At 65.7% G+C, this 26,908-nt stretch carries 29 protein-coding genes and 1 tRNA gene; 6 read left to right on the forward strand and 24 right to left on the reverse strand.

The window, feature by feature from the left end; all coding sequences use genetic code 11:
- Window positions 1–2: 2 nt before the first annotated feature.
- Window positions 3–821 carry a GPO family capsid scaffolding protein gene (locus tag AC0KUR_RS29830; RefSeq protein ID WP_226158265.1) on the reverse strand — a complete coding sequence of 273 codons (819 nt, stop codon included), beginning with the start codon at window positions 819–821 and terminating at the stop codon, window positions 3–5.
- A 144-nt stretch (window positions 822–965) separates the two neighbouring features.
- On the opposite strand from AC0KUR_RS29830, the gene AC0KUR_RS29835 reads away from it, so the two are divergent.
- Both AC0KUR_RS29835 and AC0KUR_RS29840 read left to right on the forward strand, forming a co-directional pair.
- A complete protein-coding gene (locus tag AC0KUR_RS29835) occupies window positions 966–2,726 on the forward strand; it encodes a terminase large subunit domain-containing protein (RefSeq protein ID WP_473376771.1) in 1,761 nt (586 codons plus the stop codon).
- A complete protein-coding gene (locus tag AC0KUR_RS29840; protein ID WP_473376772.1) occupies window positions 2,716–3,780 on the forward strand; it encodes a phage portal protein in 1,065 nt (354 codons plus the stop codon). Before AC0KUR_RS29835 ends, AC0KUR_RS29840 begins: the two co-directional genes overlap by 11 nt.
- A 512-nt stretch (window positions 3,781–4,292) precedes the next feature.
- Here the strand turns inward: AC0KUR_RS29840 and AC0KUR_RS29845 are convergent.
- The 3 genes from AC0KUR_RS29845 to AC0KUR_RS29855 all read right to left on the reverse strand — a co-directional run bounded on the left by AC0KUR_RS29845 (window position 4,293) and on the right by AC0KUR_RS29855 (window position 6,740).
- Window positions 4,293–5,063, reverse strand: a complete 771-nt coding sequence (locus AC0KUR_RS29845; RefSeq protein WP_473376773.1) for a hypothetical protein — start codon at window positions 5,061–5,063, stop codon at window positions 4,293–4,295.
- Window positions 5,060–6,193: a DNA cytosine methyltransferase gene (locus AC0KUR_RS29850; RefSeq protein ID WP_473376774.1), complete on the reverse strand. Its 1,134-nt coding sequence runs from the start codon at window positions 6,191–6,193 to the stop codon at window positions 5,060–5,062. The genes AC0KUR_RS29845 and AC0KUR_RS29850 overlap by 4 nt, the downstream gene beginning before the upstream one ends.
- Window positions 6,194–6,329: 136 nt before the next feature.
- Window positions 6,330–6,740: a very short patch repair endonuclease gene (locus AC0KUR_RS29855; RefSeq protein ID WP_473376775.1), complete on the reverse strand. Its 411-nt coding sequence runs from the start codon at window positions 6,738–6,740 to the stop codon at window positions 6,330–6,332.
- Window positions 6,741–7,117: 377 nt separating this feature from the next.
- Between AC0KUR_RS29855 and AC0KUR_RS29860 the strand changes: the two genes are divergently transcribed.
- Window positions 7,118–7,213 (forward strand) — tRNA-OTHER (locus AC0KUR_RS29860).
- 15 nt (window positions 7,214–7,228) lie between these two features.
- Here the strand turns inward: AC0KUR_RS29860 and AC0KUR_RS29865 are convergent.
- The 7 genes from AC0KUR_RS29865 to AC0KUR_RS29895 form a co-directional block, all read right to left on the reverse strand.
- A complete protein-coding gene (locus AC0KUR_RS29865; protein ID WP_338152894.1) occupies window positions 7,229–8,299 on the reverse strand; it encodes a tyrosine-type recombinase/integrase in 1,071 nt (356 codons plus the stop codon).
- A complete protein-coding gene (locus AC0KUR_RS29870; RefSeq protein WP_341773186.1) occupies window positions 8,212–8,661 on the reverse strand; it encodes a helix-turn-helix domain-containing protein in 450 nt (149 codons plus the stop codon). Before AC0KUR_RS29870 ends, AC0KUR_RS29865 begins: the two co-directional genes overlap by 88 nt.
- A 9-nt stretch (window positions 8,662–8,670) precedes the next feature.
- Window positions 8,671–9,042: a hypothetical protein gene (locus tag AC0KUR_RS29875; protein ID WP_473376776.1), complete on the reverse strand. Its 372-nt coding sequence runs from the start codon at window positions 9,040–9,042 to the stop codon at window positions 8,671–8,673.
- Window positions 9,039–11,831: a toprim domain-containing protein gene (locus AC0KUR_RS29880; protein ID WP_034188130.1), complete on the reverse strand. Its 2,793-nt coding sequence runs from the start codon at window positions 11,829–11,831 to the stop codon at window positions 9,039–9,041. Before AC0KUR_RS29880 ends, AC0KUR_RS29875 begins: the two co-directional genes overlap by 4 nt.
- Window positions 11,832–11,836: 5 nt before the next feature.
- Window positions 11,837–12,094, reverse strand: coding sequence for a hypothetical protein (locus AC0KUR_RS29885; protein ID WP_473376777.1), 258 nt, complete (start codon window positions 12,092–12,094; stop codon window positions 11,837–11,839).
- A 127-nt stretch (window positions 12,095–12,221) separates the two neighbouring features.
- Window positions 12,222–12,470 (reverse strand): Ogr/Delta-like zinc finger protein, encoded by a 249-nt coding sequence (locus tag AC0KUR_RS29890; RefSeq protein ID WP_006485448.1) that lies wholly within the window; start codon window positions 12,468–12,470, stop codon window positions 12,222–12,224.
- A 167-nt stretch (window positions 12,471–12,637) separates the two neighbouring features.
- Window positions 12,638–12,853, reverse strand: coding sequence for a hypothetical protein (locus AC0KUR_RS29895; protein WP_034188128.1), 216 nt, complete (start codon window positions 12,851–12,853; stop codon window positions 12,638–12,640).
- 90 nt (window positions 12,854–12,943) lie between these two features.
- On the opposite strand from AC0KUR_RS29895, the gene AC0KUR_RS29900 reads away from it, so the two are divergent.
- Together AC0KUR_RS29900 and AC0KUR_RS29905 are read left to right on the forward strand one after the other, a co-directional pair.
- The gene (locus AC0KUR_RS29900; protein WP_473376778.1) at window positions 12,944–13,435 is read left to right on the forward strand and encodes a helix-turn-helix domain-containing protein; all 492 of its coding nucleotides are present in this window, start codon (window positions 12,944–12,946) and stop codon (window positions 13,433–13,435) included.
- 309 nt (window positions 13,436–13,744) lie between these two features.
- Window positions 13,745–14,041 (forward strand): hypothetical protein, encoded by a 297-nt coding sequence (locus tag AC0KUR_RS29905; protein ID WP_301742635.1) that lies wholly within the window; start codon window positions 13,745–13,747, stop codon window positions 14,039–14,041.
- 181 nt (window positions 14,042–14,222) lie between these two features.
- Here the strand turns inward: AC0KUR_RS29905 and AC0KUR_RS29910 are convergent, their stop codons facing one another.
- From AC0KUR_RS29910 to AC0KUR_RS29950, 9 genes are all read right to left on the reverse strand, one after another.
- Window positions 14,223–15,293, reverse strand: a complete 1,071-nt coding sequence (locus tag AC0KUR_RS29910) for a phage late control D family protein (RefSeq protein WP_069705867.1) — start codon at window positions 15,291–15,293, stop codon at window positions 14,223–14,225.
- Window positions 15,290–15,721, reverse strand: a complete 432-nt coding sequence (locus tag AC0KUR_RS29915) for a phage tail protein (protein ID WP_034188124.1) — start codon at window positions 15,719–15,721, stop codon at window positions 15,290–15,292. Before AC0KUR_RS29915 ends, AC0KUR_RS29910 begins: the two co-directional genes overlap by 4 nt.
- A gap of 24 nt (window positions 15,722–15,745) precedes the next feature.
- A complete protein-coding gene (locus AC0KUR_RS29920) occupies window positions 15,746–18,316 on the reverse strand; it encodes a phage tail tape measure protein (protein ID WP_473376779.1) in 2,571 nt (856 codons plus the stop codon).
- Window positions 18,317–18,331: 15 nt separating this feature from the next.
- On the reverse strand, window positions 18,332–18,445 hold the full coding sequence (locus AC0KUR_RS29925; RefSeq protein WP_006484104.1) for a GpE family phage tail protein: 114 nt from the start codon (window positions 18,443–18,445) through the stop codon (window positions 18,332–18,334).
- 8 nt (window positions 18,446–18,453) lie between these two features.
- The gene (locus AC0KUR_RS29930; RefSeq protein WP_473376780.1) at window positions 18,454–18,834 is read right to left on the reverse strand and encodes a phage tail assembly protein; all 381 of its coding nucleotides are present in this window, start codon (window positions 18,832–18,834) and stop codon (window positions 18,454–18,456) included.
- A gap of 74 nt (window positions 18,835–18,908) precedes the next feature.
- Window positions 18,909–19,418 carry a phage major tail tube protein gene (locus AC0KUR_RS29935; protein WP_034188121.1) on the reverse strand — a complete coding sequence of 170 codons (510 nt, stop codon included), beginning with the start codon at window positions 19,416–19,418 and terminating at the stop codon, window positions 18,909–18,911.
- A 28-nt stretch (window positions 19,419–19,446) separates the two neighbouring features.
- On the reverse strand, window positions 19,447–20,619 hold the full coding sequence (locus AC0KUR_RS29940; RefSeq protein ID WP_301742625.1) for a phage tail sheath protein: 1,173 nt from the start codon (window positions 20,617–20,619) through the stop codon (window positions 19,447–19,449).
- Between the two features lie 55 nt (window positions 20,620–20,674).
- The gene (locus tag AC0KUR_RS29945; protein WP_034188119.1) at window positions 20,675–21,313 is read right to left on the reverse strand and encodes a tail fiber assembly protein; all 639 of its coding nucleotides are present in this window, start codon (window positions 21,311–21,313) and stop codon (window positions 20,675–20,677) included.
- Window positions 21,314–21,329: 16 nt separating this feature from the next.
- On the reverse strand, window positions 21,330–23,642 hold the full coding sequence (locus AC0KUR_RS29950; RefSeq protein WP_473376781.1) for a phage tail protein: 2,313 nt from the start codon (window positions 23,640–23,642) through the stop codon (window positions 21,330–21,332).
- 103 nt (window positions 23,643–23,745) lie between these two features.
- On the opposite strand from AC0KUR_RS29950, the gene AC0KUR_RS29955 reads away from it, so the two are divergent.
- Complete coding sequence (locus tag AC0KUR_RS29955; protein WP_473376782.1) at window positions 23,746–23,964, forward strand: hypothetical protein; 219 nt, start codon at window positions 23,746–23,748, stop codon at window positions 23,962–23,964.
- Here AC0KUR_RS29955 and AC0KUR_RS29960 read toward each other — a convergent pair.
- From AC0KUR_RS29960 to AC0KUR_RS29975, 4 genes are read right to left on the reverse strand one after another with little or no spacing between them, the layout of a single operon-like run.
- A complete protein-coding gene (locus AC0KUR_RS29960; protein WP_034188117.1) occupies window positions 23,958–24,500 on the reverse strand; it encodes a phage tail protein I in 543 nt (180 codons plus the stop codon). The two genes, AC0KUR_RS29955 and AC0KUR_RS29960, sit on opposite strands and share 7 nt — an antisense overlap.
- Window positions 24,493–25,407 carry a baseplate J/gp47 family protein gene (locus tag AC0KUR_RS29965; protein WP_034188116.1) on the reverse strand — a complete coding sequence of 305 codons (915 nt, stop codon included), beginning with the start codon at window positions 25,405–25,407 and terminating at the stop codon, window positions 24,493–24,495. Before AC0KUR_RS29965 ends, AC0KUR_RS29960 begins: the two co-directional genes overlap by 8 nt.
- Window positions 25,404–25,766 carry a GPW/gp25 family protein gene (locus AC0KUR_RS29970; protein WP_034188115.1) on the reverse strand — a complete coding sequence of 121 codons (363 nt, stop codon included), beginning with the start codon at window positions 25,764–25,766 and terminating at the stop codon, window positions 25,404–25,406. The genes AC0KUR_RS29965 and AC0KUR_RS29970 overlap by 4 nt, the downstream gene beginning before the upstream one ends.
- Entirely contained in the window at window positions 25,763–26,449 is a 687-nt protein-coding gene (locus AC0KUR_RS29975; RefSeq protein ID WP_034188114.1) for a phage baseplate assembly protein V, read from the reverse strand. The genes AC0KUR_RS29970 and AC0KUR_RS29975 overlap by 4 nt, the downstream gene beginning before the upstream one ends.
- Window positions 26,450–26,908: the final 459 nt, after the last annotated feature.

Raw genomic sequence — 26,908 nt, forward strand, 5'->3', positions numbered from 1 at the left:
GGTTAGCAGTCGGTCTGCGCCCCGTTGTCGCTGCCCGTCGACGTCGGCCGCTGTTGCGAGCTGCTGTCGGTGCGCGAAAGCTTCTGGACCAGCTCGCTGTGGCGCTTGTCGCTGTCCTGCTGCGCGCGCTTCAGCTCGTCGACGTTCGAGTTGAACTTCTCGAGCTGCTCGAGCACCTGGCTCTGGTTTTCTGCGAGCGCGACGACCGACTGCGAAAGGTCGGAAAAGCGCTGGTCGTCGGTCGCACCCTTGCGATTCAGCAGATCGCGAACCTTCGAGAACAGCGACTTGCCGGCGTCGCCGGTGCGCGGGACGTCGTCCTCGAACTCGATGTCGGCTTCGACCGCAGCGCTGAAGAGGTTTTCCGGGCGCTGCTTCCGTGCGTCGTACGCTTTGTGCTTCGCACTGAACTGCAACATTTCCGTGCCGAGGCTTGCCGGGTTGTCGGTGACGGCGAGCCCGACCAGATAAGCCTCTCCCGTGCCGGCGAAATCGGGATCGACTTCCATCGACGTGTAGACCTTCTGCCGCTGCTCGGTGGTCAGCGCGACCAGGTCTTTGGTTGGCGACAGTTGAGCGAGCAGGCGCATTTTTCCGTCCTGCTCTTCTGCCTTGAGTGCGATCACGTCGCCATACGCGCGGAACGTGCTATCCGGGGTGTAGCCGCGAATGTGTTCCATGTTGATGCGTGCGCCGTACGTTTTCGGGTCGTAGCTGCTCGCCATCTGTTCGAGCATCGCGCGATCGATCGTGCGGCCGTCCGTCGTCGCGCCTTCGGTTGCGATCCGGAAAAATTTCGTCTTCTTTGCGTCCTGTGCCATGTGCGAATCCGCTGAGAGGGGGCTGTGTTCAGGGATTCCAGTTTCGGCAGTTCGAACCGGAGCCGCAACGCATGTTGGTTGTGTACGCAACTGATACAACCGTATGCAGTAGGGCCTACGCGCGCGCGTCGGTAGCCTTGCTGCATGACTGCACTTCCCATTGATTCATCCGACGTTGATCCACGTCGACGCGCACGCGACCTGTACTGGCAGGGGTATCGCATCGCGCGTATCGCCGAGCTGCTCGGCGTGAAGCCGGCCACGCTCTATAGCTGGAAAAAGCGCGATGGATGGGACGAGACGGAGCCGGTCGATCGCGTCAATATGACGATCGAGGCGCAGTTGATAAAGCTCGTCACGAAGGAGGCGAAGGAAGGGCGCGACTTCAAGGAGATCGACCTGCTGACGCGTCAGCTCGACCGGTTGCGATCGCGACCAGCGAACGATGCAAAGGTGAGCGAATCCGGGGGCGGTGGCGGCACGCGCCGATCGCGCAGCTCGGACGACCGCAACGCGTTCAGCGAAGAGCAGATCGAGAAGTTGAACGATGCGTTCCTCGAATCGATCTTCGACTATCAGCGCACCTGGTATCGGGCAGGCTTCAAAGAGCGGATTCGCAACATCCTGAAGAGCCGGCAGATCGGCGCGACCTGGTACTTCGCGCGCGAAGCGCTGCTCGACGCGCTGAACACGGGCCGCAATCAGATCTTCCTGTCGGCCAGCAAGGCCCAGGCGCACGTATTCCGCCAGTACATCGTCCAGTTCGCGAAGGACGCGGTCGGCGTCGAGCTGAAGGGCGATCCGATGGTGCTGCCGAACGGTGCGACGTTGTACTTCCTCGGCACCAATGCGCGCACCGCACAGAGCTATCACGGCAACCTGTATTTCGACGAGTACTTCTGGGTTCCGCGCTTCCAGGACCTGCGCAAGGTTGCGTCCGGCATGGCGATTCATTCGCAGTGGCGGCAGACGTATTTCTCGACGCCGTCGAGCCTTGCGCATGACGCATACCCATTCTGGTCCGGTACGCTGTTCAACCGCGGTCGACCGAAGGATCAGCGCGTTTCGATCGACATTTCGAACGCGGCGCTCGCGGCCGGCCGCGCGTGCGCGGACGGACAGTATCGACAGATCGTGACCGTCGAGGACGCCGTGCGTGGCGGCTGCAACCTGTTCGATCTCGAGCGCCTGAAGCTCGAATACAGCGCGGACGAATACGCGAATCTGCTGCTGTGCCAGTTCATTGACGATTCGTTGTCGGTCTTTCCTCTCGCGACTTTGCAGACGTGCATGGTCGACACGTGGGAGGTATGGGACGACTTCAAGCCGCTGTACATGCGCCCGTTTGGCGATGAAGAGGTGTGGATCGGCTACGACCCGTCGCACACGGGCGACAGTGCGGGCTGCGTGGTCCTGGCACCGCCGAAGTATCCCGGCGGCAAGTTCCGCGTGCTCGAGCGGTTCCAGTGGCACGGCCTCGACTTCGAAGCGCAGGCCGCGCAGATCGAGGCGCTGACCCAGCGCTACCGCGTGACGTACATCGGCATCGATACGACGGGGATCGGTCAGGGCGTCTATCAGCTCGTCACGAAGTTTTTCCCGGCCGCGACGCCGTTCCACTACTCGGTCGAGATCAAGACCGCGCTCGTGATGAAGGCGCAGAACGTGATCCGCAAAGGCCGGCTCGAGTTCGACACGAGCTGGAAGGATCTCGCCGCCGCGTTCATGGCGATCAAGAAAACGATCACGCCCAGCGGGCTGCAGGTCACGTACAAGGCGAGCCGATCCGAAGAGGCGAGCCACGGCGACCTGGCCTGGGCGTGCATGCACGCGCTCGCGAACGAGCCGCTCGAGGGCGCGACGAGCACCAATACTGGATTTATGGAGCTTTTTGATGGCAGGTAAGTATCGACGCGGCGCCGGGCGCCGCACGCATAGCCGCGCCGAGCCGGCAGCCGATTCGACGTCGACGTCGGCGCCCGCGCCGGCGCCGCGCGCAGAGGCTTTTTCGTTTGGCGATCCGATAGAGGTGATGGATCGGCGCGAGCTGCTCGACTACGTCGAGTGCATGCGGATGGGAAACTGGTACGAGCCGCCGCTGCCCCTGGACGGGCTCGCGCGCTCGTTCCGGGCCGCGCCGCACCACAGCTCGGCCATCTACGTGAAGCGCAACATCCTCGTGCAGTCGTACATCGAGCATCCGCTGCTGTCGCGGGCCGACTTCAGTCGGTTCGTGCTCGAGTACCTGGTGTTCGCGAACAGCTACCTCGAGTTGCGCACGAACCAGCTGGGCAAGCCGATGGCGCTGAAGTCGTCGCTTGCGAAGTACACGCGGGTCGGCGTCGAGCCGGATCAATACTGGTTCGTGACGAACGTGCGCGAGCCGTATGCGTTCCCGAAGGGCGCGGTCTATCACCTGTACGAGCCGGACCTGAACCAGGAGATCTACGGGCTACCCGAATACCTGTCGGCGTTGAACTCGACCTGGCTGAACGAAAGCGCGACGCTGTTCCGCCGGCGCTACTACAAAAACGGTAGCCACGCTGGTTTCATCCTGTACATGACCGACGCGGCTGAGAAGCAAGAGGACGTCGACAATCTGCGTACGGCGCTGAAGAACGCGAAGGGGCCGGGCAACTTCCGGAACCTGTTCATGTACGCGCCGAAAGGGAAGAAGGACGGCATCCAGCTCCTGCCGATCGGCGAGGTCGCGGCGAAGGACGAGTTCTGGAACATCAAAAAGGTGACTGTCGAGGATCAGCTCGCGGCGCACCGCGTGCCGCCGCAACTGATGGGGATCATCCCGTCGAACGCGGGCGGCTTCGGTGACGTGGAGAAGGCGGCCGGGGTATTCAATGGCCTCGAGATCGAGCCGCTGAAGGCGCGGCTCCGGGAGCTGAACGACTGGATCGGGACCGAGGTCGTGCGGTTCAGAGATTTCGAGATGCCGAAGGGCTGACGCCCGAGCGCACACCAGGCAAAGCAAAGCCGCCGGGCACTTCGGTGCCGGCGGCTTTTTTGCGTCTGTCGATCGTGCGAGGTCGGGGCGGATTAAGGCGCCTCAGAGCGGCTGCCGCCTGGACGTACCCAAGGGTCTGGCGAGCCCGCCGCAGGGCCGTGGCGGGCCGCGTGACGCGTCGGAGGCGCCGTTCCAAGGGCCGGACCCTGCCCCTGGGATGACGATCAAGATCCGGCGCGCGCAGTTGTGACCCCGCCCCACCTGCCCGCAAAAGCGAACGGTTTTTATGCACTCATGCGCCCGGCGCTCGGGGCCTCCTGGCGCGGGCCGCGCGGCGGTCGGCCGGCCGATTCTTCTATGCAGTTTTATGCGCCTTGGTTATGCAGTCCCGGCGCGTTTATCGACATCCTGTGGCTTTCGTTCGGTAGTCTGGGCGAGCGGTAGAAGAAATATTGTGATCGAAAAAAAAGCCCGCTCGACGCGGGCTTTTCTATGATTGGTACAGCGTCAGTTCACGTAAGGCCCGTAGATGTAACGGTGGGCCCCACCAAGATGGCGGCGGGATGCCCGGGATGCTCGCGAACAAAGTTCGTTGCTAAAGCTCGAATACTGGGCGCGCAGTTTGTCCTCCCGATGATCTCCCGTGGCGTCGCCAGAAATGTACGCAGGAAAGATCCGGTGAGGTGAGGATTGTTCACCGTAGCGCCGCGTTCTGAAATGTAGCGCGCGCGCTCTTTCAGAATCTCCAGCATTTTTGTTTGCGAGATTCGGTGCACTCCATTTTCAACGATGTCTGGCGCTGCCTGGTACTGTGCTGCGGTGTATTGCTTTTTGTGCAGTTTCTTTGCATCGTCAACTGAGTACGACGACTGCTCGCCACACACAGCAAAGAGGTCGTCCAGGTCCAAGTTTCTCGGAATGCGTGCTGCCAGTTTAAAGTCGATTTGAATTTGGGCCTCTTTTCCATCGAGCCACGGTTTCATGTCTATTGGCGTGAGGCACAGACAGCGCTGCAGTTCCGGCCGCCCCCGGTCCTTGGAGTAGAAGCCGAATACAAATAGCATCCTTCTCCACCGTTCAATATGGGCCATGCCAAAATCTCGTGCAGTGCCAATGTCGAGGTCGGTAGACGACTTCACCTCCACTTCGAAGTTGTAAGTTTGGCCGTCGACATTGACGTCTGTTAGAAGCGCATCGACGCCGTGGCGTTCGTGAGCAGGATCCCAGTCGAGGCCAAACAGCGCCGAAAGTTCGCGCTCCCGTTCGTCGTCTTGTACGGTCATTGCCCAGCCCCCAAAGCTTTCGCAACTTCTTTGGCGACCGCAAATGCGACAGGTGGACATACGCTATTGCCGATTTGCCCCAAGGCTTGATAGACAGCACCGGCAAATTTCCACTGCTCAGGAAAGCCTTGGAGGATTGCACAGTCGGCAACAGAGAGTCGGAAATGTCCGTTTTCCGGAGGATACGCACATGCCATTGCGTGAGACTGCTGCACGCCATTGGGCCAAATCTTCAGATCGTTCCAGACCTTTAAGGCAGCTTTGCTATTAAGTACGCCAGTTGTATTGCGCGGTCCGGTGAACCCGGACCTTAGCGTGGGCGCGACCACGTCGTAGCCAATATTCGGCAACCCTAGGCTTTTCCGTGCGGTATTCCTAGGTAGCATCGGACCGAAAAGCCCTTCGACATCGCCATGTGTCGGCTGAGGTTCCTGGAAGCGCGCTGCATCACGCGCTGCTCGGAAGCCCACGAAAAAAACCCGGCGACGCGCCTGAGGCACTCCGAAATCGTGCGCTGCAAGCCGGAACTTGAAAATCGTGTAGTTCTCGGCAAGCGGGTCGATGATCACTCGCTGCACGAACGACTCGAACTTCTTGTCCAAGAGACCGGGAACATTCTCGGCGATGAAGGCGCGAGGACGTGTCTGAAGCACACAGCGCACAAAGTCGCCCCACATGTTCCGGGGATCATCGGCCCCAGCTTGCTTGCCGGCAATAGAGAATGGTTGGCATGGAGGGCCCCCGTGCACTACGTCGACACCCCGGAATGGCGTGAATCGTGCGGTGGTCACGTCGCCGTTGTCGGAGCCGGATCTAACATCCCAATTGGGACGGTTCCCGCGAAGCGTCTCGCCGCACACATCGAGCAGTTCGAAGCTCGCAACATGCTCGAACCCCGCCCGCTCGAAGCCGAAATCTAGGCCCCCACCGCCGGAAAAAAGCGAAAGGCATGTAAGCCCATTCAGCTCGAGCTGCGGCATGAGGTCCAGAGGGTCTAATCGCTCGTTTCCCAGCGGCGATTTTGGCGGCTTGTTCAGATGGCGGCGAAGCAAGGTTTCCTTTCTTAGCCTGGAACGGGTCGCTGTCGCACGGTATCTGTCGCGTTGTTCTTCTGTCAGCTCGTATGGCATCTCATCTCTCTCGAAGGGGGCGGCGACACTGTACATTTAAACAGCAATTCGGTCATCTAGGGTCTAAACATGCTTGCTTGAGACTGGCCCGTCGCACACGCGCCACGAAGTATACGCGTGGTCGAGCCCTGTAACACTACGACTCTAGGAAGCGCTCGAGACTGCGCTGTAGGCGCGCCAATGCATTAGAACTTGTTGCGCATTCCCAGACTGTTAGGACCTGCCAGCCAAGCTTTCGCAACTCCGTCACTTGAGAGCGGTCTCTTGCGCGGTTCCGAGAGATTTTTTCTGCCCAGAAATCAGTGTTCGTCTTTGGCAGAAAGCCGCGGCCACAATCGTGGCCGTGCCAGAAGCACCCATGTACGAAGATGACCTTTCGTCGCGAGGGGAATACGAGGTCAGGCCGGCCCGGCAATCGGCGATCGTGCAAGACGTACCGGTATCCCATGCTGTGTACCAATCTTCGTACGATCCACTCTGGTTTAGTGTCTTTGGCACGAATCCTCGCCATGAGCTGGCTGCGCTGTTCTGGAGAGAGCCTGTCCACTGGAGAACTGTCCGCAAAATGGGGTGCCAATTTTTACCGGGTGTTGGTCCTCGGCGGAGCTGCTTGTTACCGTAGTGTCGTTTCGGGGTCGGGTGCAGTTCGATCTGGTACGCGGCCGCCGTGGTTTGTTGAGTCGCCTTCGCGAATGCATGCTGAACTCGCTCCGACTCCAAGGCCATCTGCGGCGACTGTAACATGTGCTCGCGACGCTAAACTGTCGTGTAAGAGCTATCAGGCCAAAGTTGCGGGAAGGGTCGCAGCGAGGATGAAGCTACGCAAACTGCTTAGCTAAGCGTTGAGCGGACTACAGTGAAATTGCAGTTCGAACGAGCTTGGGTAGCCCTGATTGGCCTTGATTAGCCTTGGTTTTGTAAGTTGCGAGTTGCGCAAGGCATTGATTTATAAAGACTTATGCTGCGCTGATAAAACTCCGAAGGCAGGGGTTGCTGGTTCGATCCCAGCCGGGCGCGCCAAGCCTGTTCAGGCTCTCAGCGGTTTTCCCCCTTTGTCGTGCAGCCGCGTTGCAGCTGAATTGCAGCGGGCACCGGCGTCGGTTCAGACGTCAACGGCGCGACCCATTGCGCCAGGTGGTCGGCCGACAGGTGTGCATACCGCTGCACCATTTCCATCGTTTCCCATCCGCCCAGTTCCTTGAGTACCTGAAGCGGCGTGCCGCGCTGCACGTGCCAGCTTGCCCAGGTGTGGCGCAGGTCGTGCCAGCGGAAGTCGCACAGACCGGCGCGCTGCAACGCCTTGGCCCATGCCGCCGTGGCCGTCTGGTAGACCGGTTTGCCGTGATAGACGAACACGCTGTCCACGCATTCCGGCAACCGCGGGTTCGCGCGCTGGCGGCGCAGCACGGCGATCGCGGTGTCCGACAGCGGCACGGTGATCGCCTTTCGCGCCTTCGCCTGATCCGGATGGATCCAGGCGACGCGACGCGCGAGGTCGATTTGTGACCATTGGAGCCCCGTCACATTGGAACGGCGCAAGCCGGTCTCGAGACTGAAGCGCGCCATGTCGGCGAGATGCGCGGGCAACTCGGCGAGCAATCGCTCGGCCTCGACCGGCGTCAGCCAGCGGATGCGCTTCGAGACGACCTTCGCGCGCTTCGTGACGGGGGCACGCGCCAGCCATTCCCATTCGACGGCCGCGTTCAGCACGGCTTTCAGCACGCCGATCACGCGGCGCACGGTGGCGTCGCTGACGGCCCGGCCTGTTTCGACGACACCGTGCCGCGTGCGCACCGTACGCGGCTCCTGACGTTTGGCGAGCGCGATCGCATCGATGCGGCCGCGGTCGATATCGGCGAGTGCGACGCCGGACAGGTGCCGGTCGAGCCAGCGCAGATGGATCTTCGACGTTTCCAGGCTCGCGAGGCCCGATCGCTCGCCGACATAGCGGATGACCGCGTCGTTCCACGAATGGCGTGGCTTCGTCCCGAGCCGAGCCTGGTTCCACAGGTCGACCTTCAACCGGTCGTGGAATTCCTGGGCCTGCGCTTTGTCGCGGGTGCCAGTGCTTCCCTGTATCGGCGTTCCGCCGCCAGGGGGGTACAGCTTGTATTGCCAGTTCGGGCTGGTTTTCCGCTTGTAGAGCGACATGGGTTCGCTTCCTCTTGCTGATTGTTTTGCGTGACGCGCGGGAGCCATTCCCCGGCGAGGTAGCGCTGCAGCGCAACGATGGAAAAGATCCAGCGCTTGCCGACCTTGCGGCCGGGTAGCGCGCCGGCCTTGGCCTTCAGACGCACCGTTTCGGGATGCGCGCCGAGCAAGGCCGCCGCGCCGGACAGGTCGACGGTCGCCGGATTCGCGTCGTCGGCAGGCCGCGCGCCGGGTGGGCATGCAGCGCAACTCGTGGAGTGATGGGTCGCGTGTGAACGGTGCATAACACGTTGATATTCAAGGGTTTGGTTTGCCATCGGTCGCCATCATTCACGCGTGGCGGCGGCACGGAACCCGTGGCACGAAATTGCGCCGTCGATCGCGACCGATGGCATCGCGTGCCCGACTCGTGGCGCGCGATTGCGGCCGGCCGTTGCGCCTTCCCGGTGCTCTTTCTTCTTTCTCTTCAATGAGTTGAAGAGAGAGAAAGAGGAGGGTGTGGCGGTTGGCGGGCAAACCGGACTCGTGGCAAAAACGGCACGACACGTGGCGAATCCGGGCAGATGCGCGGCGGCAGTTTCTTCAAGAATCAAGGACTTGAGAGCCGGCACCCCTGGCAACCGCGACTCGCGTGCGCTGCGTGACCGCTTCCCGCGACCCGCGCCGCGCGCCAGCCGGTATGCTGAATCGCGGCTCATGCGCGGCCTCCGTGCAGCGCGTCGGTCGCCAGGTCCTCGCGCACCGACACGTGCAGGCCGAATGCCGCCAGGCGCTCGAGCGACACCGGCGTGAGATACGGCACGCGGCGCATGTAGATGCGGCGCTCGACCTCCTTCTCGCCGACCACGACACCGGCGTGCTTGAGCTGCGCCTTGAACACGCGATCGGACTTCACGGGCAGGCCGTTCCACTTGTCGCGCAGCGCGCTCGTGTGCGCGAGGTGATCCATCACGTGCCCGGTGCGCAGCAGCAGGCAGAATTCGCCGTCGACGGTGTCGAACGTGTACGGATGCTTGTAGTTGCCACCGTCGATTTCCGACAGCACCGTCTCCATGATCCAGACCCACGGCTCGCGGTCGGCGCTCGTTTCGGCGACGTGGCCGTTCATCTCGGCGAGCAGGTCGCGCGGGAAATCGCCTTCGCTCGGGTCCATGCCGGCGAACTCGCACAGGTAGCGCCAGGCCAGCCCGACCGCCGCGTAGTTGCCAGCCATGCGCCGTGCACCGTCGTCCTCGCCGCTGGCGCGGCAGCCGGCAAGTGCCTTGTCGCGCAACGTTGCGTACTGGTCCAGTGCCGCGCGCCGGTCGAGCCCGGTCAGGAATTCGAGCCATTGCCGCAGCGGGAAGCGCGGCAGGTCGTCAGGCAGGAGCGGCCCGCGCTTGCCGGTCAGTGTCGTGCGCACGAGCTTGCCGAGCAGGCTGCGCACCGGCACGTCCTCGCCGGCGAGCATCACGGGGGCGCACAGCAGGTATTCGGTCATGTCGGTGCCGCGCCGCGTCACCGTGTATTGATAGTTCTCCTGCAGCAACCCGACCGCCTTGTCGATCACATCCTGCCGGCGCGCCGACAGTTCTTCCCAACCGACCGGGTGGCTCGTGTGACTGATGCTGGTCAGCAGCCGGAATTCGGTCTGCAGCGACTGCCCCGAGAACATCGTGAACGCGAGCGAGCGCTCGAGGCGCTTGATGAGCGTCGACTTGCCCGCGCCCTTGTTCGCCTGGATCGTCAGGTGCGGCCAGAAGCCGAGCAGCGCTTTCAGATGGCCGCCGAGCGCCCACACGAGCGGGATCGTCGCGGCGTTCTGCCGGAACGTCGTCTGGTAGGCCGAGATCACGCGGCGCGCGTCGCTCACCGGGCCGCCGGGGAACGTCAGGTTGTGATACGGGCACTGCTTGTCCGCTTCGGTGAAGTAGCAGTCGGGGCCTTCGTTGACGATCAGCCGGCCGTCGCGCCACGCGAGCCCGACGAAGTTCGCGGCGCGGCGCGCACCCAGGTCGGCGCCGCGCTCGAGGATGTTCACCATCCGCTTGAACGGCGCCGGCGCCCAGATCGGGCCGAACTTGCCCCATTGGTCGACGTTGTGCAGCTGGTCGTCGAGCATCACGCGGCGGATCAGCTGCGCACCGTGCCGCGGCGCCTGCACCGACACCGCGAAGTAGACGGTGGGCGCCTGGTCGGCGTCGCCCGTCATCGTCGACGTCGCGCTCGCGACGGCCACGCGGCTGATGCCGGCGATGCGAAAGCCGCACAGATCCGTCATCACGGGCGTGTCGACGCCCGATTCCTCGTTGCGATCCATCTTGGTGATGTAGCTCGTGAAATCCGGCCGCACGCGAAACCGCCAGTACTGCGCGAAATCGTGCGGCGGCAGGAAGATGCGCGGCCGGCCGCGGCGTGACGCGTCGCCGGGCAGGCCGGCGACCAGCCAGGGTTCGAGCTGGTCGAGCGCGCGCGCCAGGTCGGTCGGGCCGCGCAGTTGCAGGTAGTCGTTCACGTCGTTGATCGGTGTGCGCGCGGTGTCGCCGTCCGCCAGATCCGCGAGCCAGTCCGACTGGTCGACCAGCACGGCGCTGATGTCGAGTGCCGTCAGCCGTTCGTGGAGCGTCCATGCGGCCTCCGGGCCGGGGCGCTGCCCGGCGCGCGGATGGCCGTCCGCGAACGGCTCGTCGTTGTCCAGGCAGATCGTGACCTGCTTGCCGCGCAGGAACGCGAAGTCGATGCGCTCGGCGTTCGCGAGGCCGCGCAGCGCGAGCGCGGCCGTGCCGGGCAACGCGCAGGTATCGATCGACAGCGCGTTGATCGCGCTCTCGACGATGACCACGCGCTTCGCGCGGTCGAGCCGGCGCGCGTCGGCGGTCCACGCATAGCCGGCCTTGTCGCCCTGCGTCTGCGTCTTGACGCCGCCGTTGAGCGCGGGATCGACGTAGCGCATGTCGACCGCGACGACACGCGCATCGCCCGGCGCGCGCACCACGAACGCGGCGGCCGGGCCGCCGTGGCCGACCTCGCCGGCGGCGATCTTCGGGCTCGTCCACGTATTGAAGCCGAGGGTGCGCGCGGCGATCGCCGCGTCGATTGCCGCAGCGGCAATGCCGCGGCCGCCGAGGTAGTCGCGCACGCGCTCGCGCTCGGCCAGGCACCGGTCCGCGATGTACTCGACGGTCGATTTCTCGCGGCGCTCCGCCGGCGCCGGCCGCTCGGACGGGAGGCCGTACGCGTCGTGCAGATAGCGCACGGCATCGGCGACGGTGCCGCCGCGCGCGTGGATCACGAGATCGATGCAGGAGCCGCCGGCGTCGGCGCTGTGATCGCGCCAGCCGGTGCCGTATTTCGGGTGGTTCGCGTAGATCGACAGCGACGGGTTGCGATCCGCGTGCTGCGGCGAGTGATAGAGCGCACGGTCGCCGCCGCGGCCGCGCTTCAGGCCGAGACGGTCCGCCAGGTCGTGCAGGTCGATGTGTCGTTTCAGTTCGTCGATCGAGGCCATCGTCGTTATTGCTGTCGTTCAGGTTGTGCGGACTGCGCGGAAGTGGCCGCCGTGGCCGGTGACGCGACGAGCGCGCGCAGCGCGGCGGCGGATTGCGGGAAGCTGAGCGCAAGGCGGTCGGCGAGCGCCGACACGAAGCAGCCGAGCGCGAGTTGCCGTGCAACGTGGTCGGGCGCGTGGTCGAAACACGGCATGTCGGCGGCCGCCGCGATGGCCGCCCGGAGCGCGACGTCGTGCGGTGCGGGATCGGCGTAGCGGTTCATGCGCGTGCCTCCGGGCCGCGGCTCGCACGGTTCGAGATCATGAGGAATCCTTTCAATGGCAAAAACAATCCCTCGCGCCGTTCAGGCACGATGCGAGGGAAACGGGAGAAGGTGACGGGTTAGGGCGTCAGACGGGCAGCTCGAGCTGCGCGGCGAGGCGTTCGCGCACGTGCGGCGAGAGCGGCAGCTGCAACGACAGGTTCGGGATCGCGGACGGCGACAGCGTGCGCGCGAATTCCATGTTGACGACGTACGTGTGGCCGCATTCCGGATTCGAGCACTGGAACGTGATTTCGCGGAAGGTCAGCGACATTTCACGGCTGCTGCGCGCGGTGGCGCGCGTGCGGCAGTGCGGGCAGCGGTTCAGGATTCGCATGAGGGCTCACTCCGGGCTGAAGACTTCGAGCGGCCGGGCCGGGCGGGGAGCGTGCGTGCGATTCGGCTGCAGCACCGGCCGATCGGCGGATGGGCACGGGCACGCGCACGGCTCACAATCGGGGCTTCGGGCACATTCGAAAGCGGGGGACATGGAGGCGTTCCGGCTCAATGACGCGCGCTCCGGGAGCGGGGCGCCGTGATCGCGCGCAGATGGCTCGCGCCGAGGCGGATCAGCTCGCGCGCCATGCTCGAGATCGAGCGGTTGCGCTGCGCGGCGAGCTGTTCGAGTTCGCCGCGCTCGACAGGCGTCAGCCCCACGTAGACGGGTTTGTCCGACATCGTGCCGCGCGGCGAACGGCGCGGTCCTTTGGGAGTAGTCATGGTCGGTATACTTTGAGGAGATAGTCTTGCGTTACGATGAGGCTAGTGTAATGAGCAAAAAACGACGCGTCAATTGTTAATGGGTAATTTATGACACAAATCGGGAGTCGCTTGCGGGACGAGCGCTTGCGGATCGGGCTCAGCCAGGACGAGTTTGCGACCGTGGGTGGCGTCGCGAGACGCTCGCAGTCGGCATACGAGTCGGACGAGCGCGCTCCCGACGCGGCTTATCTGCTGGCCATTCGCGCGATCGGCGTCGATATCGGTTACGTGCTGACCGGCGAGCGGTTCGCCGCCGGCGGGGCGGCGCCGGAGGCGGGCACCCGCGACGCGGACGAAGCCGACGTGCTCGCGATGTACCGGCAGCTCAACGACACCGGCAAGGCATCGCTGCATGCGTTCCTCGCCAGTTGCATCAATTCGGGGGCGATGGTGCAGGTCGCGACGCCGCGGCGCGCGAAACGCCTGCCGGAGAAGCGTCGCGCGGCGCTCGATCAGCGCACGGCCGAAAACGTCGATCGCGCGATGGCCGAGATCGAACGGCTGAAGGCCGAACGCGCGACGAAGCCGTCGAAGAAGTAAGCGTCTGGCGGGGCGGTGCCCCACGCCGCCATCAGGCACGTGTGCGCAGCACGCGTGGCCAACCGTTGCCCGATTCGATCCGTTGCGTGTGCGACAGTCGGGGCGATCCCTCTCCTCGTTTTCCGTGTCGTGCCGGCGCCCTCGGCGCGCCGCACAAGGGCATCGGATAAAATCGGATGAAACACTGTATATCCATACAGTATTGGTTTAGCATTCTGAAAGCCGGTGAGCTGGCGGCGGGGCGTTCCGAGGCGCCCCGTCGTGTCAGGCGGCCCCCGGTTGATGACTGAGTTTGCGGAGACCGGAAAAATGGACACCAACAGGAAGCACGACAACGGGACGATCGGCGCGCCAGCACACACCGACCATCGCGCGGATGCGCGTGGATTGACGATGGGGCCGCCGCGGTATCGTTCGGACCTGACCGACGACGAGCGGGCTGATGCGCACGCGGCGATCGACAACGCGATGCTGTCGGTCGGGCAGGTGCTCGAGGCCGCGCTGCAGGCGATGGCCAATCTGCGTGATGCGCGTGCCACCTTGCAGCAATGCGGCGACACGCGTGACCTGCGCATGACGCTCGGCGGCCGTCAGCAATCGAGCTGATCCGCTACCCAGTCTGATCCCCGCAGGCCGGCATTCGCTCCGGCCGCCGCAGCGAATCCGAGTTGCGCATCCTGCGTCTCGCCTCGCGCCCCATCCCACCGAAATCCTGAATTCGCCGCCGCGATCGACACCTTGCGATCGCGTATCGGGCATGGCGGCCCGTCGGCCGCCGGGCCGCCGGTCAGTGCTTGCCGGAGCGAGGCGTCTTCTTCGGCGTGTCGCGCACCTCGAGTTCGAGCGCGGTCGTGAACCCGCCGTCGCCGATCGTATGCGTTGCTTTCTTCACGAGCCACGGTGTGTCGTCGATGTCCGGCTTGAACCCGGTCACCGTGACGGGCATCTCGGGAAACAGCTCGGGCCGGCCGAGTGCGAGCGTGTAGCTCAGCGTGGACTGGCCGCGCTGGGTGCGCGCATATTCGGCTTGCGCGGCCGCGCGGGCCTCGGCCTCCGTCGCGTAATCGTCGGGCAGCACCTTGGCGTTCTTGCCCTTCGCATCGCCGACGACCACCGACAGCCGCCGCGCACTGCCGTTCGAGTGATAGTGCGCGCGCACCGACGTGTAGCTGTCGCGCTGCGCGACGTGATAACGATGCTGGTCACCGCTCGCGCGCGTGACGGCCAGCACGTCGAGCGTCTTGCCGCTGATCGTTTTGCCCGTACCGATCGGCGTGAACAACAGGTGCTTGTCCTTGACGGTCATCACCGCGTCGTAGCGCTTCGCGAGACGCGTCAGGAACGACATGTCGGACTCCTGCGTCTGGTCGACATGATCGATCCGCGTCGCGGCAAGCGTCGCGTCGACGGCTGCCGTGAGCCCGTAGCGCGCGGCGATGGTTCGCACGATTGCGCCGATCGTCTGCCGGTGCCAGCTTTTCTCCCGGCGTTCGTGCATGTCGTTGGTCATCGACGCCGAGCGTGCGCGGATCGTGATGACGTCCGGCGCGCCGCTGTGCTCGACTTCGTCGACCGTGAACGTACCCTTGTCGACGAGCGGTTCGCCGACCCATCCGATCGACAGCTTGATGCTGGCGCCGCGCTTCGGAATGGCGAACGTCCCCTTGGCATCGTCGAGCACCAGGTCGAGCATGTCCGCCTCGTCCGCGCGCGATTCCGACAGCGACAGGCTGATGAGGTTGGGCGCGATCAGGCGCGACAGGTCGCGGCCGTCGAGCGTGATGCGGTAGTCGGCCTGCGGCTGCGTACGTCCCGTGCGGACCTGCGCGTCAGCCGGCGTGCGTTCCTGCGTGCTCATTGCTCGGCCGCTCCGCTTTCGTCGTCCTGCGGCGCTTCGGCCAACACGCCATCATCGACGCGCTTCAGCGTCAGCGTGAATGCGATCTTGCGTGGAATGCCTTCTTTCGTGTGATATGTGGCCGTCTCGTTGAGGCTGTCGATGACATATGCGCCGTACACGTTACCGTTGCCGTCGACGAGCACGTAGGCATCGCCGGCGTCGCCCATTCGTGCGAGCGCCTCGATCGAGGCGATCTCGCCGATGCCGTTGTCGGGCGCGACGATGCCGGTGAGCGTGATCGTGTCGTCGCCGGCGCCGGTGAACTGGCTTGCATCGCGCACGCCAATGCGCGAGCTGGTGCGATGCTTCCAGTTGCGCTGGCGCTGGAGTTCCTGGTAAGGCGTGGTCGCCAGGCTGAAAACGAACTGGTCGAGCGACATCATCATGGGCGGGTTTCCTCCAGCGGACAATCAATCGGACAGGCGCGACGCGGTGCGCGACGCCTTCGCGCGTTCGGTGCGTTCGAGTTCGGCGCGCACCATGCGGGCGATCTCGGCCGCATCGACGCCCGGCGGCGGCGCGATGTTGATGGTGACGGGGCCGGCCGGCGGCGCGGTGCTCGCCACGGCGGCCGGCGCCGTGAGCGGCGGGCGGTAGTCGAGCGACAGGTTGTAGCGTTCGAGCGGCGCGGCGGCGGCGAGCGCGGGGCTTGCGGCAAACGCGGGCGGCCCGACCAGGGCGGCGGCGGTCGTGAGCGCGGCGGCGGTTCGCGTCATGCGGGCCGGGGTGCCGGTGGTGCCGCCTGCCGCGGTGCCGTCGGATGGGGGGGATGCCTGCATGCCGAGTTTTTCCTTGAGCCAGCCGACCGCCGAGCTGCCCAGGCCGCCGATCGTCTCCTTCAGCGCGCCGAGGCGATTCGTGATGCCGCCGACCAGGCCGGACACCATGCCGGCGCCGATTTCCTGGAAACGCGGGCCGAGATCGCCGAACCAGTCGCCGATGCCGCCGAGTGCGGCTTTCACCCACTCGACGGTGGCGTCCCATTTAGCGGCGATCCAGTCGCCGGCCGCGCCGAATGCGCCCTTGACGGTTTCCCACAGCGCGATGAATTTCGGGCCGAGCGTGTCCCAGTTCTGCCAGACGTAGACAGCGGCCGCGGCGATCAACCCGATGACGAGCAGCAGCGGATGCGCCATTGCGAGCCGGCCGAGCATCATCAATGCCTGCCCGACGAGCCTGAACGCGCCGGCCATCGACGTCGCGAAGCGCAGCACATTGACCGATCCAAGGATGTTGCCGAAAACGCTTGCCAGCGTGCCGACGACGGTGAGTATGCCGCCCAGCGCCGCGAAGGTCGTGACGAGAATCCGGGTGGCCGTGCCGTGTTCGCGCACGAACCGGACGATCTTCTCGAGCATCGTGGCCGTGACGTCCAGCGCCGCGTTGTAGACCGGCGTGATTTTCTCGCCGATTTCGAGCTTCAGGTCGCGCAATTGCGCGAGCACGGCGAGCTCGCGGCCCCCGGTCGAATCCGCAGCCTTCGCCCGCATTCCGGTGATGCCGTCGGCGGCGGTGCTCTGTCTTTCGGTGTCGTGGATCTGCTCGCGTTGTTCGTACATCGTCGTGAGCAGGGTTACTGCGGCCTTGTCGGGGACCAGCTTCGCCAGCGCGGCTTTCACCTTGTCGGGCTGGGTGATGCCTTTCGCGGCGAGCTTCGGCAGCAGCACCTTTTCGAGCCATTCGAGCGGCGACGCCTGCAGCATGTCGCTGCCCGCCAGCGCACCCGGCTTGAGCCCGCGGATCGCGCCGTTCTTCGCATGCATGACCTGCTTCGGATCGACCAGGCCGAGCGCCGTCCACTGCCGTGCGGCGGGCGCGGTCATCTTGCCGTCGAAGAGGCTGCCGGACAGCGCGGCGAGGCCTTCGCCGGCCGCCTTGCCGCCGAGCTTCTCGACGAGTGGCTGCATCTGGTAATAGAACGCGTCCGTGCGCAACTTCCTGGCTGCGCCGCCCCCCGATTCGGTGAAGTTGTTCCATTCATCGCCGCTGACCTTGCCGCCGGTTGCCGTCTGCATCTTCTGCACGATGTTCGCTTCGGCGCCGAACGCGGCTTCGTTCTTCGTGCCGCCGCGCAGGTCGATGACCTTCAGCATGCCCATGAACTTGTCGACGTTCGCCTTGGCATCGTCCTTGCCGAACAGCGCCTCGTTCGCCGATCTCATGTTCGCGAGCATCGGCATCACGACGCGCGCGCGTTGCTCGTCGCCGCCCAGTGCCGACAGTGATTCGCGCATCAGGGCCAGGTTGTCGACGAGCGACTGGCCGCCGATCTGCTGCGCGCGTGCGAATTTCACGGCGTCGGCCGATGCGCCCTGCGCACGCAGGCGCAGCGTTTCGCTCTCGGCCTGCTTCGCGACGTCGAGCGGTTCGGACAGCATGCCGAACATGCTCTTGCCGGCGCCCGTGATCGTCTTGCCGCGCTCCGCCCATTGCTTGCCCACGCCGCTCAGTGCGTCGATCTTCGCGCGCCTGGCGTCGGCGCGCTGGCGGCGCGTGTCGTCGAACGCGAGCACGTCGGCGGTCATCTTCGCCTTGCGTCGCGCGCTGTTCGTGGCCAGCGCGAATTCATGCTGGTCGAGGTGGCGCGTGTCGATGCCCGCGCCGACGAGCTGCGTGCGCAGTTCGCGGATGCGCGCGACCTGCCTGCCTTGCGCGGCCGTCAAATCCGTGGCCGTGCGTTCCAGCTTGGCGAGGTCGTCGACCATCTGGCGCGACGGCGGACCGGACGCGCGCAGCGCCACGCGCAGCTCGCCGGCACGCAGCTTCGCTGTCTTGAGGTCGGTCGCGGTTTTCGTCACACCGCCGCGCAAGTCGCGAAACTCGCCGATGCGCTTCTGCGTCTTCGCCATGTCGTCCAGCTCGCGGCGGGTGGCTCGCAGCGAGTCGGCCAGCCCCTTGTTGCCGGTCAGCATCATTTGCAGGGGCTTCGTCATGTTGTCGACCATGTCGACCATGACGCGCAGTTTCGTGGTGTTGTCCATCGTCGATCGTTTCGCTCATTGGGCGCCGGCGCGCACTCGCGCGCGCTCGCGCCAGTCCATCAGCTCGGCCAGGCTGAAAGCGTCCATCACGGGCGGTGTCCAGCCGAACACCGTCGCGATGTCCGCCATCGGGTCTTCTATGCGGTCTGGGAGGCCAGTCGGGATTTCACGGCCTTCGGCATCAAAAAACCGGCGAAGATGCCCCCCAGTTGCACGAGGTCGGCCGGGTCGATGCCGGCGACGTCGGCTTCCGTCAGCATCGGCGAGCTGATGCGCGGCAGCACCTTCGACAGCGCGACGACATCGAGGCTGACGAGGTCGGACAGCGATACGCCGCGCAGCTCGCCCGATTTCGGTTTGCGCAGCGTGATCGACGTGATCGTCTGGTTGCCGCGCACGATCGGCGTGTCGAGCGTGTGGGTGGCCGGATCGTCCTGTTCGGGCGTTGCGATGGCGGCCACGGCGGGCGCGTCGGCGTGCAGGTCGTTCGCGGCCGGTTCGGATTGGATCGGATTCATGGTGGTCCTGTCGTTGATCTGTCGGGAGGAAAGGCGGAGGCAGGCCCGGCCGGCGTAACCGGCCGGGTGGCGGATTACAGGCCGATCGCGTTGCGCAGCGCGGCGAACAGGTCGTTGCCGTTGACCTTCTCGATCATGTTGACGAAGTCGATCTCGATCACGTCCTGGCCGTTCACGGACAGCTTGTAGTAGCTGGCGACCGTCGTGACCTTGAACGCGGTGTCTTCCTTCGACTTCGCGGTGCCCGGGTCGATTTCGCTGTGGCGGCCGCGGATCACGATCTCGATCGCGTCGACGCTGGTCGAATCCTCGGATTGATAGCCGCCGGCGAAGCGCAGCAGCACGCCGTCGTGCTTCGTGATCGCGTACTGGCCGAGCACGGAGCGCATGAAGCCGCCGCAGGTCCATTCGAGCTGGATCCCTTCCTGCCCGAAGTCGACCTTGATCGGACCGCTCATGCCGCCGCCCTGGTAGTCCTCCATCTTGCGCGTGAGCTTCGGCAGCGTGACTTCGACAACCTGGCCGACGAAGTTCTCGCCGTTCTGGAACAGGTTGAATCCCTTGAGTTTGCGAGGCATACCCATCGTGTGTGACTCCTGGTGAGGCCGGTCGTTACGCGCTCACGCGCGCGGCGAAATCGGCGAGATAACGGTCGGTGATGCGCTGGCGCAGCATCAGGTTTTCGAGCGGCGGAACCGGCGTGTATTCGTAGTCGAGATACGCCTTGCCGGACTTCAGCACGTCGGTCGTGTTCGGCTCCGGGTCGTACCAGGCCGAGCCGCCGATCAGGTAGCCCTGCGAGATCCATTCGCGGAACTTGGCGTTGATCGTTTCGATGATGTCGCGCGGCAGCGACGGGTTGAGCGGGCCGTCGATGATGGCCATCTGCGCTTCCGCGATCGAATCGGCGATGACCTGCGCGGTGCGCGTGTAGTTCTCGAACGCGAACAGCGGATCGTCCGAGCACGTGCGCGAACCCCAGAAGCGGAAGCCGTTGCGGTTCACGAGCGTCGTCACGTCCTGTTCGTTCAGGAACCCCGCGTCCGTCGCCGGATCCTGCAGGTCCCACGACACGTCGGCGCTGATGCCGGTGACGCCGTTCACGCCGACGTTCGACAGCGTCTTGTGCCAGCCCGTGTCGTTGTCGATCTTCGCGCGCAGGCCGGCCGCATACGCGGTGGCCGGCACGACGACGGTCGTGTTGGTCGTGTCGTCCCACGCGAGGAAGTCCGGCCAGACCACCATCAGCTCGCGCTGGCTGAACTGCTTGCGGTACGTGACGGCTTCTTCCTTCGTCTTGCAGCCGTTGGCCGAGACGTAGGCGAACGCGCGCAGCGATTGCGCGACCGACGCGAGCGCGGCGGCGACGGGTTGCGTGTCGAGGCCCGGCGTCGCGAGGATGCGCGGCTTCACGCCGAAGCGCGCCTGCGCGCCGAGCAGCGCCTTCATGCCGGTGTACTTGCCGTCGGCGGTGACGCTGCCGATCACGTTGGTTGCCGTCTCGGCGGCGTCCTTGCCTTCGGCGACGCGCACGACGATCGTGACGGGCTTGGTCTGCCGGCCGATCGCATCGAGCGTGCGGCGCAGCGTGCCTTTGGTGCCGGCCTTGCCGAGTGCGGCGACGACGTTGGTCAGCAGGACCGGCGTGTCGAGCGGGAAGGCGGTGGCGTCGGCGTCGGACGCCGTGCAGACGATGCCGACGACGGCCGTCGACACGGTGCGGATCGGGCGCGAGCCCTCGTTGATTTCGATGACGCGTACGCCGTGGTGGTAATCCTGCGGCATGGTGTGTGGCTCCTGTGTGTGCAGATGAAAGAGAACGGGAGGAATCCCGTGCGGATCAGGCCGCGGGGTCCGCGACCGGAGCTGCGGGTGCGCTCGGCTCGGCCGGAGGCGGGGGCGGCGGCGGTACATACGGCGCCGGCGTTGCCGGCCACGTCACCGCATCGGGGAACGTGTCCGCCTGGATGACCGACACGAGCGCCATCTGGTAGGCCGACCAGGCCTTGAAGTAGTAGACGCCTTCGTCATCGAGCAGCCCCGCCGCATAGGCATCGGCCTTGCCGGCATTGGCCTTGCGCGCGGCTTCCAGCCGGCGCTCGAACTCGGTCATCGCGGCGTCGCGCTTTTCCTGTTCGAGCAGCGCCGCCGGGACGGCCCACGCGCCGTTGATCCATGCGTGGCGCGGTGACGGTTGCGGCTCGGTCGTCAGGCCGAGTTCGTCGGGCGTCTTGCCGGCGGTCGCGATTTCGACGGCTTCGCCGGTATCGGTGCGATAGCAAAGGCGGCCGCGGAAGTCCGGCAACAGGGCCCACGCGCCGTCGCGGTAGAACGGCCAGGTCGTCGGCGTGCGCGCCGGCGGTTGGTCGAACGTTGCCCATGACGGCACGAGCCAGCGGTCGGGGTTGCGCGGGTCGGCGTCGGGCTGGCCGCTGCTCAGGTATTCGCCGTTGGATTGGCTGTAGTGGTGGATCAGCATGTTTCGTTATCCAGAGTTAGTAGGCGCGGATCATGGCGAGCAGCGCGATGTTGCGCGGCCGTGCTTCGTTGCTGCCGTCACCGTTGACGGTGATGGCGTGGCTGTGGCGACCGGCGCCGCCGATGCCGACGTTGTGGCCGTGGTTGCCGGCTTCGCTGAGCCAGATGCCGGTGCCGGCACCCTCGGTGCCGTGCATGTCCTGCCGGTCCCAGTTGTACGGGCCCCAGCCTTGGCCGTAGGAGGTGGCGACGACGCCGACGCGCCCCATCCGGACACCGTGCGCGTGGCCAGGATCATTGACGCCGTGGCCGTGCTGTCCCTGCCCGTCGGTCCAGGCCGAGTGCGCGTGATCGCCGACTTCGCCCGCGCTTGCGCCGTGGCCGTGCCATCGGTTCGCGCTGTCCTGCCACGAGCCGAGTATTCGATTGGTATCGATGCCGCGCGCGTCGTCCCAGCAGCGGATGTGCTCGCCGCGCAGTTCGGGGAGGCGGAATGTCGTCGTGCCGTTACCGTGCGAGAAGCTGCCCCACAGGGCTTTCTGCCATTCATCCTCCGTCACCAGTGCGCCGCTGGCCTGTGCGTACGCCCACAATGCGGGATAGTCGGCGCGATTGACGAGCGCGCCGTTGGCCTTGAGGAACCCCGTGCGTACCGACGTACGAGGTTCGAAGACGATCTGGCCGATGGAGTTCGTCGATAGAGCGGCCAGCACCCATTCGGTAGTAGCGAGCGCCGTTGACCGGTCGCCTGCCGCGGGTGTAGGGCCCTGCACGGGCGTTTTGAAGACAGTGCCTCCGGGCGTGAACGATGCCTGCGCGACCGAGTTGCACGTGACGCCGAACGACCCATCGTTGATGTGGTACAGGCCGGTGTCCGGTGCGCCGTCGTTGATGAACGTGAGGGACGGTGCTTGCGCGCTGCCTTCCGACAGGTAAATCCGCTTGCCCGGATCGAACCAGAGATCACCTGTCATCGTGCCGCCCTTCGTGCGATCGAGCGGCGTCAGGTTTCCGGTGTGCCATGCCGGCTTGCCATCGATGCGGAAGGTGTGGTCATCGGTGTGATACGCGAACGAGCCGTTGTTTGCGCCCCACCAGCCAACCGCCTTGTCGTTGCCAAAGAGGTAGCCATCGATGGGGCCGATGCGCAGGCGTCCTTCGTATGGGCCATTGCCGAGAGCCAACTCACCACGAATGCTGGTGTTGCCGCCGATCGATGTGCCGGCTCCCTGATCGTCGATAGTGACGCGACCGGTCGCGAGGTTCAGCGTGAACGGCCGGTAGTCGTTGAACGTGCCCTCCGGATCACCTTTCTTCGTCGACAGCAGATAGACGTTCACGCCGTCGTTGCGCCAGAACGCACCGTAGTCGCCGTAGACCGTTCGGAAATTCGCGCCACCGGTGTCCAGTTCACGCGAGGTCACGCCACCCTTGAACGTGGCGCTCCCCCCTGCCTGAACCGCATTGCGACCGTCATCACCGACATCACCGACGAGCAGGCGCTTCGCCACCGAGAACGCCTGCGTGCCGCGGCTGACACGAAACGCGGGGAACTGCGTGACACCGTCGTCCGCGAACGCATTCACGCCGAAATCGTTGCCGCCGTTGCCTCCGGTTGCCGCGCCGTCCCGCTTGAACATCGACCAGCGGATCTTGCCGCCGTCAGTGAAGAACAGCGTCGAGAAATTGCCGGCGCCACCGTCGATCGAGGCAGCCTTCGCATAGCTCGTACCTTCCGCAACGGTGTCGCCGCCGACACGCAGTCGCGAATTCCCGTCGTCGCTCTTGACGTCGCCAACCAGCACGCGGCCGCCGTAGCCGATGCGCAGGGCGCGCGCCTGGTTCGCGTCGGTCTCGGCGTCGTTGACGGCTCGATTGAGCCACAGATCGACGTACTCGCGCCCCCAGGCGCCGTTGTCGAAACCCGAGCGCATCGTGGCGACCAGGCGCGATCCGCTATCGGCGTTGGCGCCGCTGAACGTGCCGTACAGGCGCATGCGGCTCTCGCGGCCGTTCTTGCCCGTCGGCGGCCGGATCGAGACATGCGCGGCGTCAGCACCCGCATCGAACTCGGTAATGACCGGGCCGGTGAACTTCGCGCCGGTCAGCGCCGCGTATCGCGACGCGGCGGTCTTCGGCGTCAGCACGCGCGTATCGTCGGTGCCGGTGTTCACTTCTCCCTGCGTCGCCAGCTCGACCACGCCCTGCCGCTCCGTCGTCGCCGGCGGATTCAGGAACGATGCGTCGCCGAACACGAGCTTCGTCGCGTCGATCGTCGCGAACTGCATGTCGGTCGACAGCAGCAGCAACGCGGCCGGCGACTTCTCCATGATCGGCGTCGTCTGGCCGTATGCGGCCAGGAGCACGCCGTTCTCGAGGTAGAGGCCGAATCCGTAGAGGGAATACTGGTCCGCCGAGTCGTCCTTCAGCGTCGTGTGGATCGTGTCCGGCGCGACGTTGGCGCCGCCGAAGGACTTAATCCGTTTCAGCTCGTTCGGCAGTTTCGTGAGCCCCTTGTCGGCGACGAACGGCGCGTTCGCCAGGCCGATTTCCACGACCTGGTGGGCGTTCGTGCCGCCGTTGCCGGCGGCGACGAGTGCGGCACGGCCGGCGTCGGTGATGATGATCTGGGTTGCCATGTGCGATCAGTAGTCGGTGAGGTTCAGGCGGCGATAGGCCGCCACGCGCGCGGCGGCGCCGATCAGTTGTCGGCCCCGCATCTCGAAGCCCTGCGTGAACGTGTAATGCGCCCGCACGGGTTTGGTGCGATCGATTTCCGCGAGGATGTCGGCCACGTATTCGGCGGTCGGCGGCTGGCCTTCCTGGCCGCTGACCGTCATCACGAGGTCGAACGTGCCGGGCCGGCCCGGCGGGCGCTGCTCGAACCATTCGCGCAGGACGATGTTTCCGCCGAAGGCCGCGACGACCTCGCGCACCGACGCGGCGGTGCCCTTGCGACGGGCGATCGGAATCGCCTGGCCGGCGCGGGCGCGCTTCACGTACTCGGGCCAGTAGTCCTTCCATGCGTCGACGCCGAGGTGCCAGGCGAGCCACGGCAGCAGGTCGGAGCGGATCGTGTCCGGATTCATCAGCGTCGCGAGCGGCGTCGGCACGTCGTCGATGCGGGCATTCGTCGCGGCAAGCCGGCGTTCGAGCCGCGACGCATTCGGCGGCAGGATGTCAATCATTGCTGTACACCCCGCCGTCGATCAGCTCGATCCCGGTGCAATAGGGCGCCTGCTGTTTCGTCGCCGGCAGGCCGGCGAGCGGGCTTTCGAGGATCACCTTCTGCACGCCGGCCGCGCGGGCGGCCGCGTAGATCCCGTCGAGCGTGACTTCCATCCCGAGGCGGTGCATCGATTCGGTGTACTTCTTCATCGCGCGGTTGGCTTCGGCGAGCGCCACCGCGCGATCCGGGCCGGCGAAGAACACCAGCCGCGCGCGCACCTGGTAGCGCAGGATGTCCGCGCCGCGCACGGTGACCTGGTCGGTGAGCGGCCGCACGTCGTCGGCCTGCAGCGCAGCGGCCACGGCGTCGATCAGCGCCTTGTCGGCGGTGCCGTCGCCGTCGCGCGCCAGCACCGTGACGAGCACTTCGCACGGTGCCGGGCTGATCGCCGACGCGTCGAGCACGCGGCCGTCCGCATTGCGTGCGTGCGAGACGTACGCGCCTTCGGGGCCCGCGACGGAGAAGCTTTGCGGTGCGAGCTGCGTACGGGCGCGCAGGTCGGTATCGCTTTCCATGACCGGCGCGACGCCGTGTTCCGGATCGGCGGGCGAGATCGTCAGGCGCCGGATGCCGAACAGCGCCGCGAGGTTGTCGAGGTCCGCGCCGACCGCATAGGCGAGCATCACGGCGCGCGCAGCGTCGTTCACGCGCTGCCGCAGCACGATTTCGCGGTAGGTGTTTTCCTGCAGCAGCTTCACGAGTGGCTCCGATTCGAGCGCCAGCGTCGCGGCGATCTCGGCCTGCTCGGCAGCCGGGTAGAGCGACACGAGCCGTGCCTTGCGCACGGCAAGCAGCGTCTCGTAGTCGATCGTGTCGACGACGTCGGGCGACGGCAGTTGCGAGAGGTCGATCGGCGTCACGCTCATGCCGTGCCTCCGTGCGTGACCGGCACGCGAGTCGATACGGCGGTGCCGCTTTCGTTGGTCCAGCCTTCGATGTCGAGATAGAGCGAGCCGGCAGCCGCGTTCGCGTCGTCCGCGGCGAGCACGACGCGGGTGAGCGTCAGGCGCGGTTCCCAGCGCATGAGCGCCGTCGCGACGGCCGCATAGAGCCGCGTGCGCACGGTGCCGTTGCCAGGCGCGTCGATCAGGTCCGGCAATTCGGAGCCGAACGTACGGCGCTTCACGCACGACGCGAGCGGCGTCGTGACGATTCTGCCGATCGACTGGTAGAAATGGTCCAGGCCCGAGATCGAGCGGCCAGTGTTCGCGTTCATGCCTTTCATTGCGGTGCGCTCACGAGTTGTCCATCGCCTTGTTCGCGATGCGTGTGATGCGGGAGGCTGATGCCCTGGGATTTCACTTCGCGCGTGAAGGTGGCCGCGCCGTCGATCTGCATCGTGGCGCCGCCGCCGGCGCCGCCCGTGCCGGTCATACCGGATTCGAACGCGAACGGCCCCTTGACCGTCATCGCGCCGGTGCAGGTCGTCTGCTGCGCGTCGAACGTGATGCGCTCGGCCTGCACGGTCGCGTCCCGGGTCTGTACGACGACCGATCCCGGTGCGACGACACGAAGGGTCGCGCCGGCCGGCAGCTCGGCCGTGAGCGCATGCGCCGCGTGGTCGTACGTGATGCTTGCGCCGTCGGGATAGACGCGCGCATGGGTATCCGGGCTCGAAGCCGGCGCAGGCGCGGCATTCGAATAGACGCCGCGCAGCGCGACGCCTTGCGCCGGGTCACCCATCGGGCAGAGCAGCACGACCTGTTCGCCGGGCGTCGGCGGCAGCCATTCGCGGGTCCCGCCGGCGGTGCCCGCGACCCACGGAATCCAGTTGGTTTGCAGTCCGCTGCCGTCGGCATCGGCGTCGCCGACCGAGACACGGCACAACGCCGCCGCATGGTCGACCGCGAGGATCGTTCCCTTGCGCACCGCGTTGCGTGCCTGTCGTTGAATTTCATTTGCGTCCATGCAGTCATGGTGACGGTCGGCTGGTCGCGGCGCGAGTGATGGCCTGTGTCGTCGCGACGACGACAGCGCGTACCGGGTGCCGGCACGAAGACGCGCATCGACAATTGCTGCACCGGTCGGCGCGAGGATGGAGTCGTGCGCCTTCGTGACGTCGTCACGAGGTTTGAATGTGTGTGCCGATCGACGTCGGGAAGCAGGGCGATGAGCTGGGTATGCGATGGAGCGTGTGGCGAGGTGGTCTGAACGGATGCCGCGTGAATGGCGGGACCCGCGCTCCGCAGGGATGTCGCATGGGTGCTTGTCGCGGGCCGCGCATGGGCGTGCCGTCGCCGGCGAAGGCCGGTTCGACAGGAAGGGATGACGAGCTGATCCGCGTGCGATCGGGCGGTGCGGTTTCGCCTAGCGGCGAGACGAGGTGGCCGGCTGCGGCGCGCAGCCGTGGGAGAGGCGAACGACGCG

This window comes from Burkholderia sp. YHN3-13 (assembly GCF_055810675.1).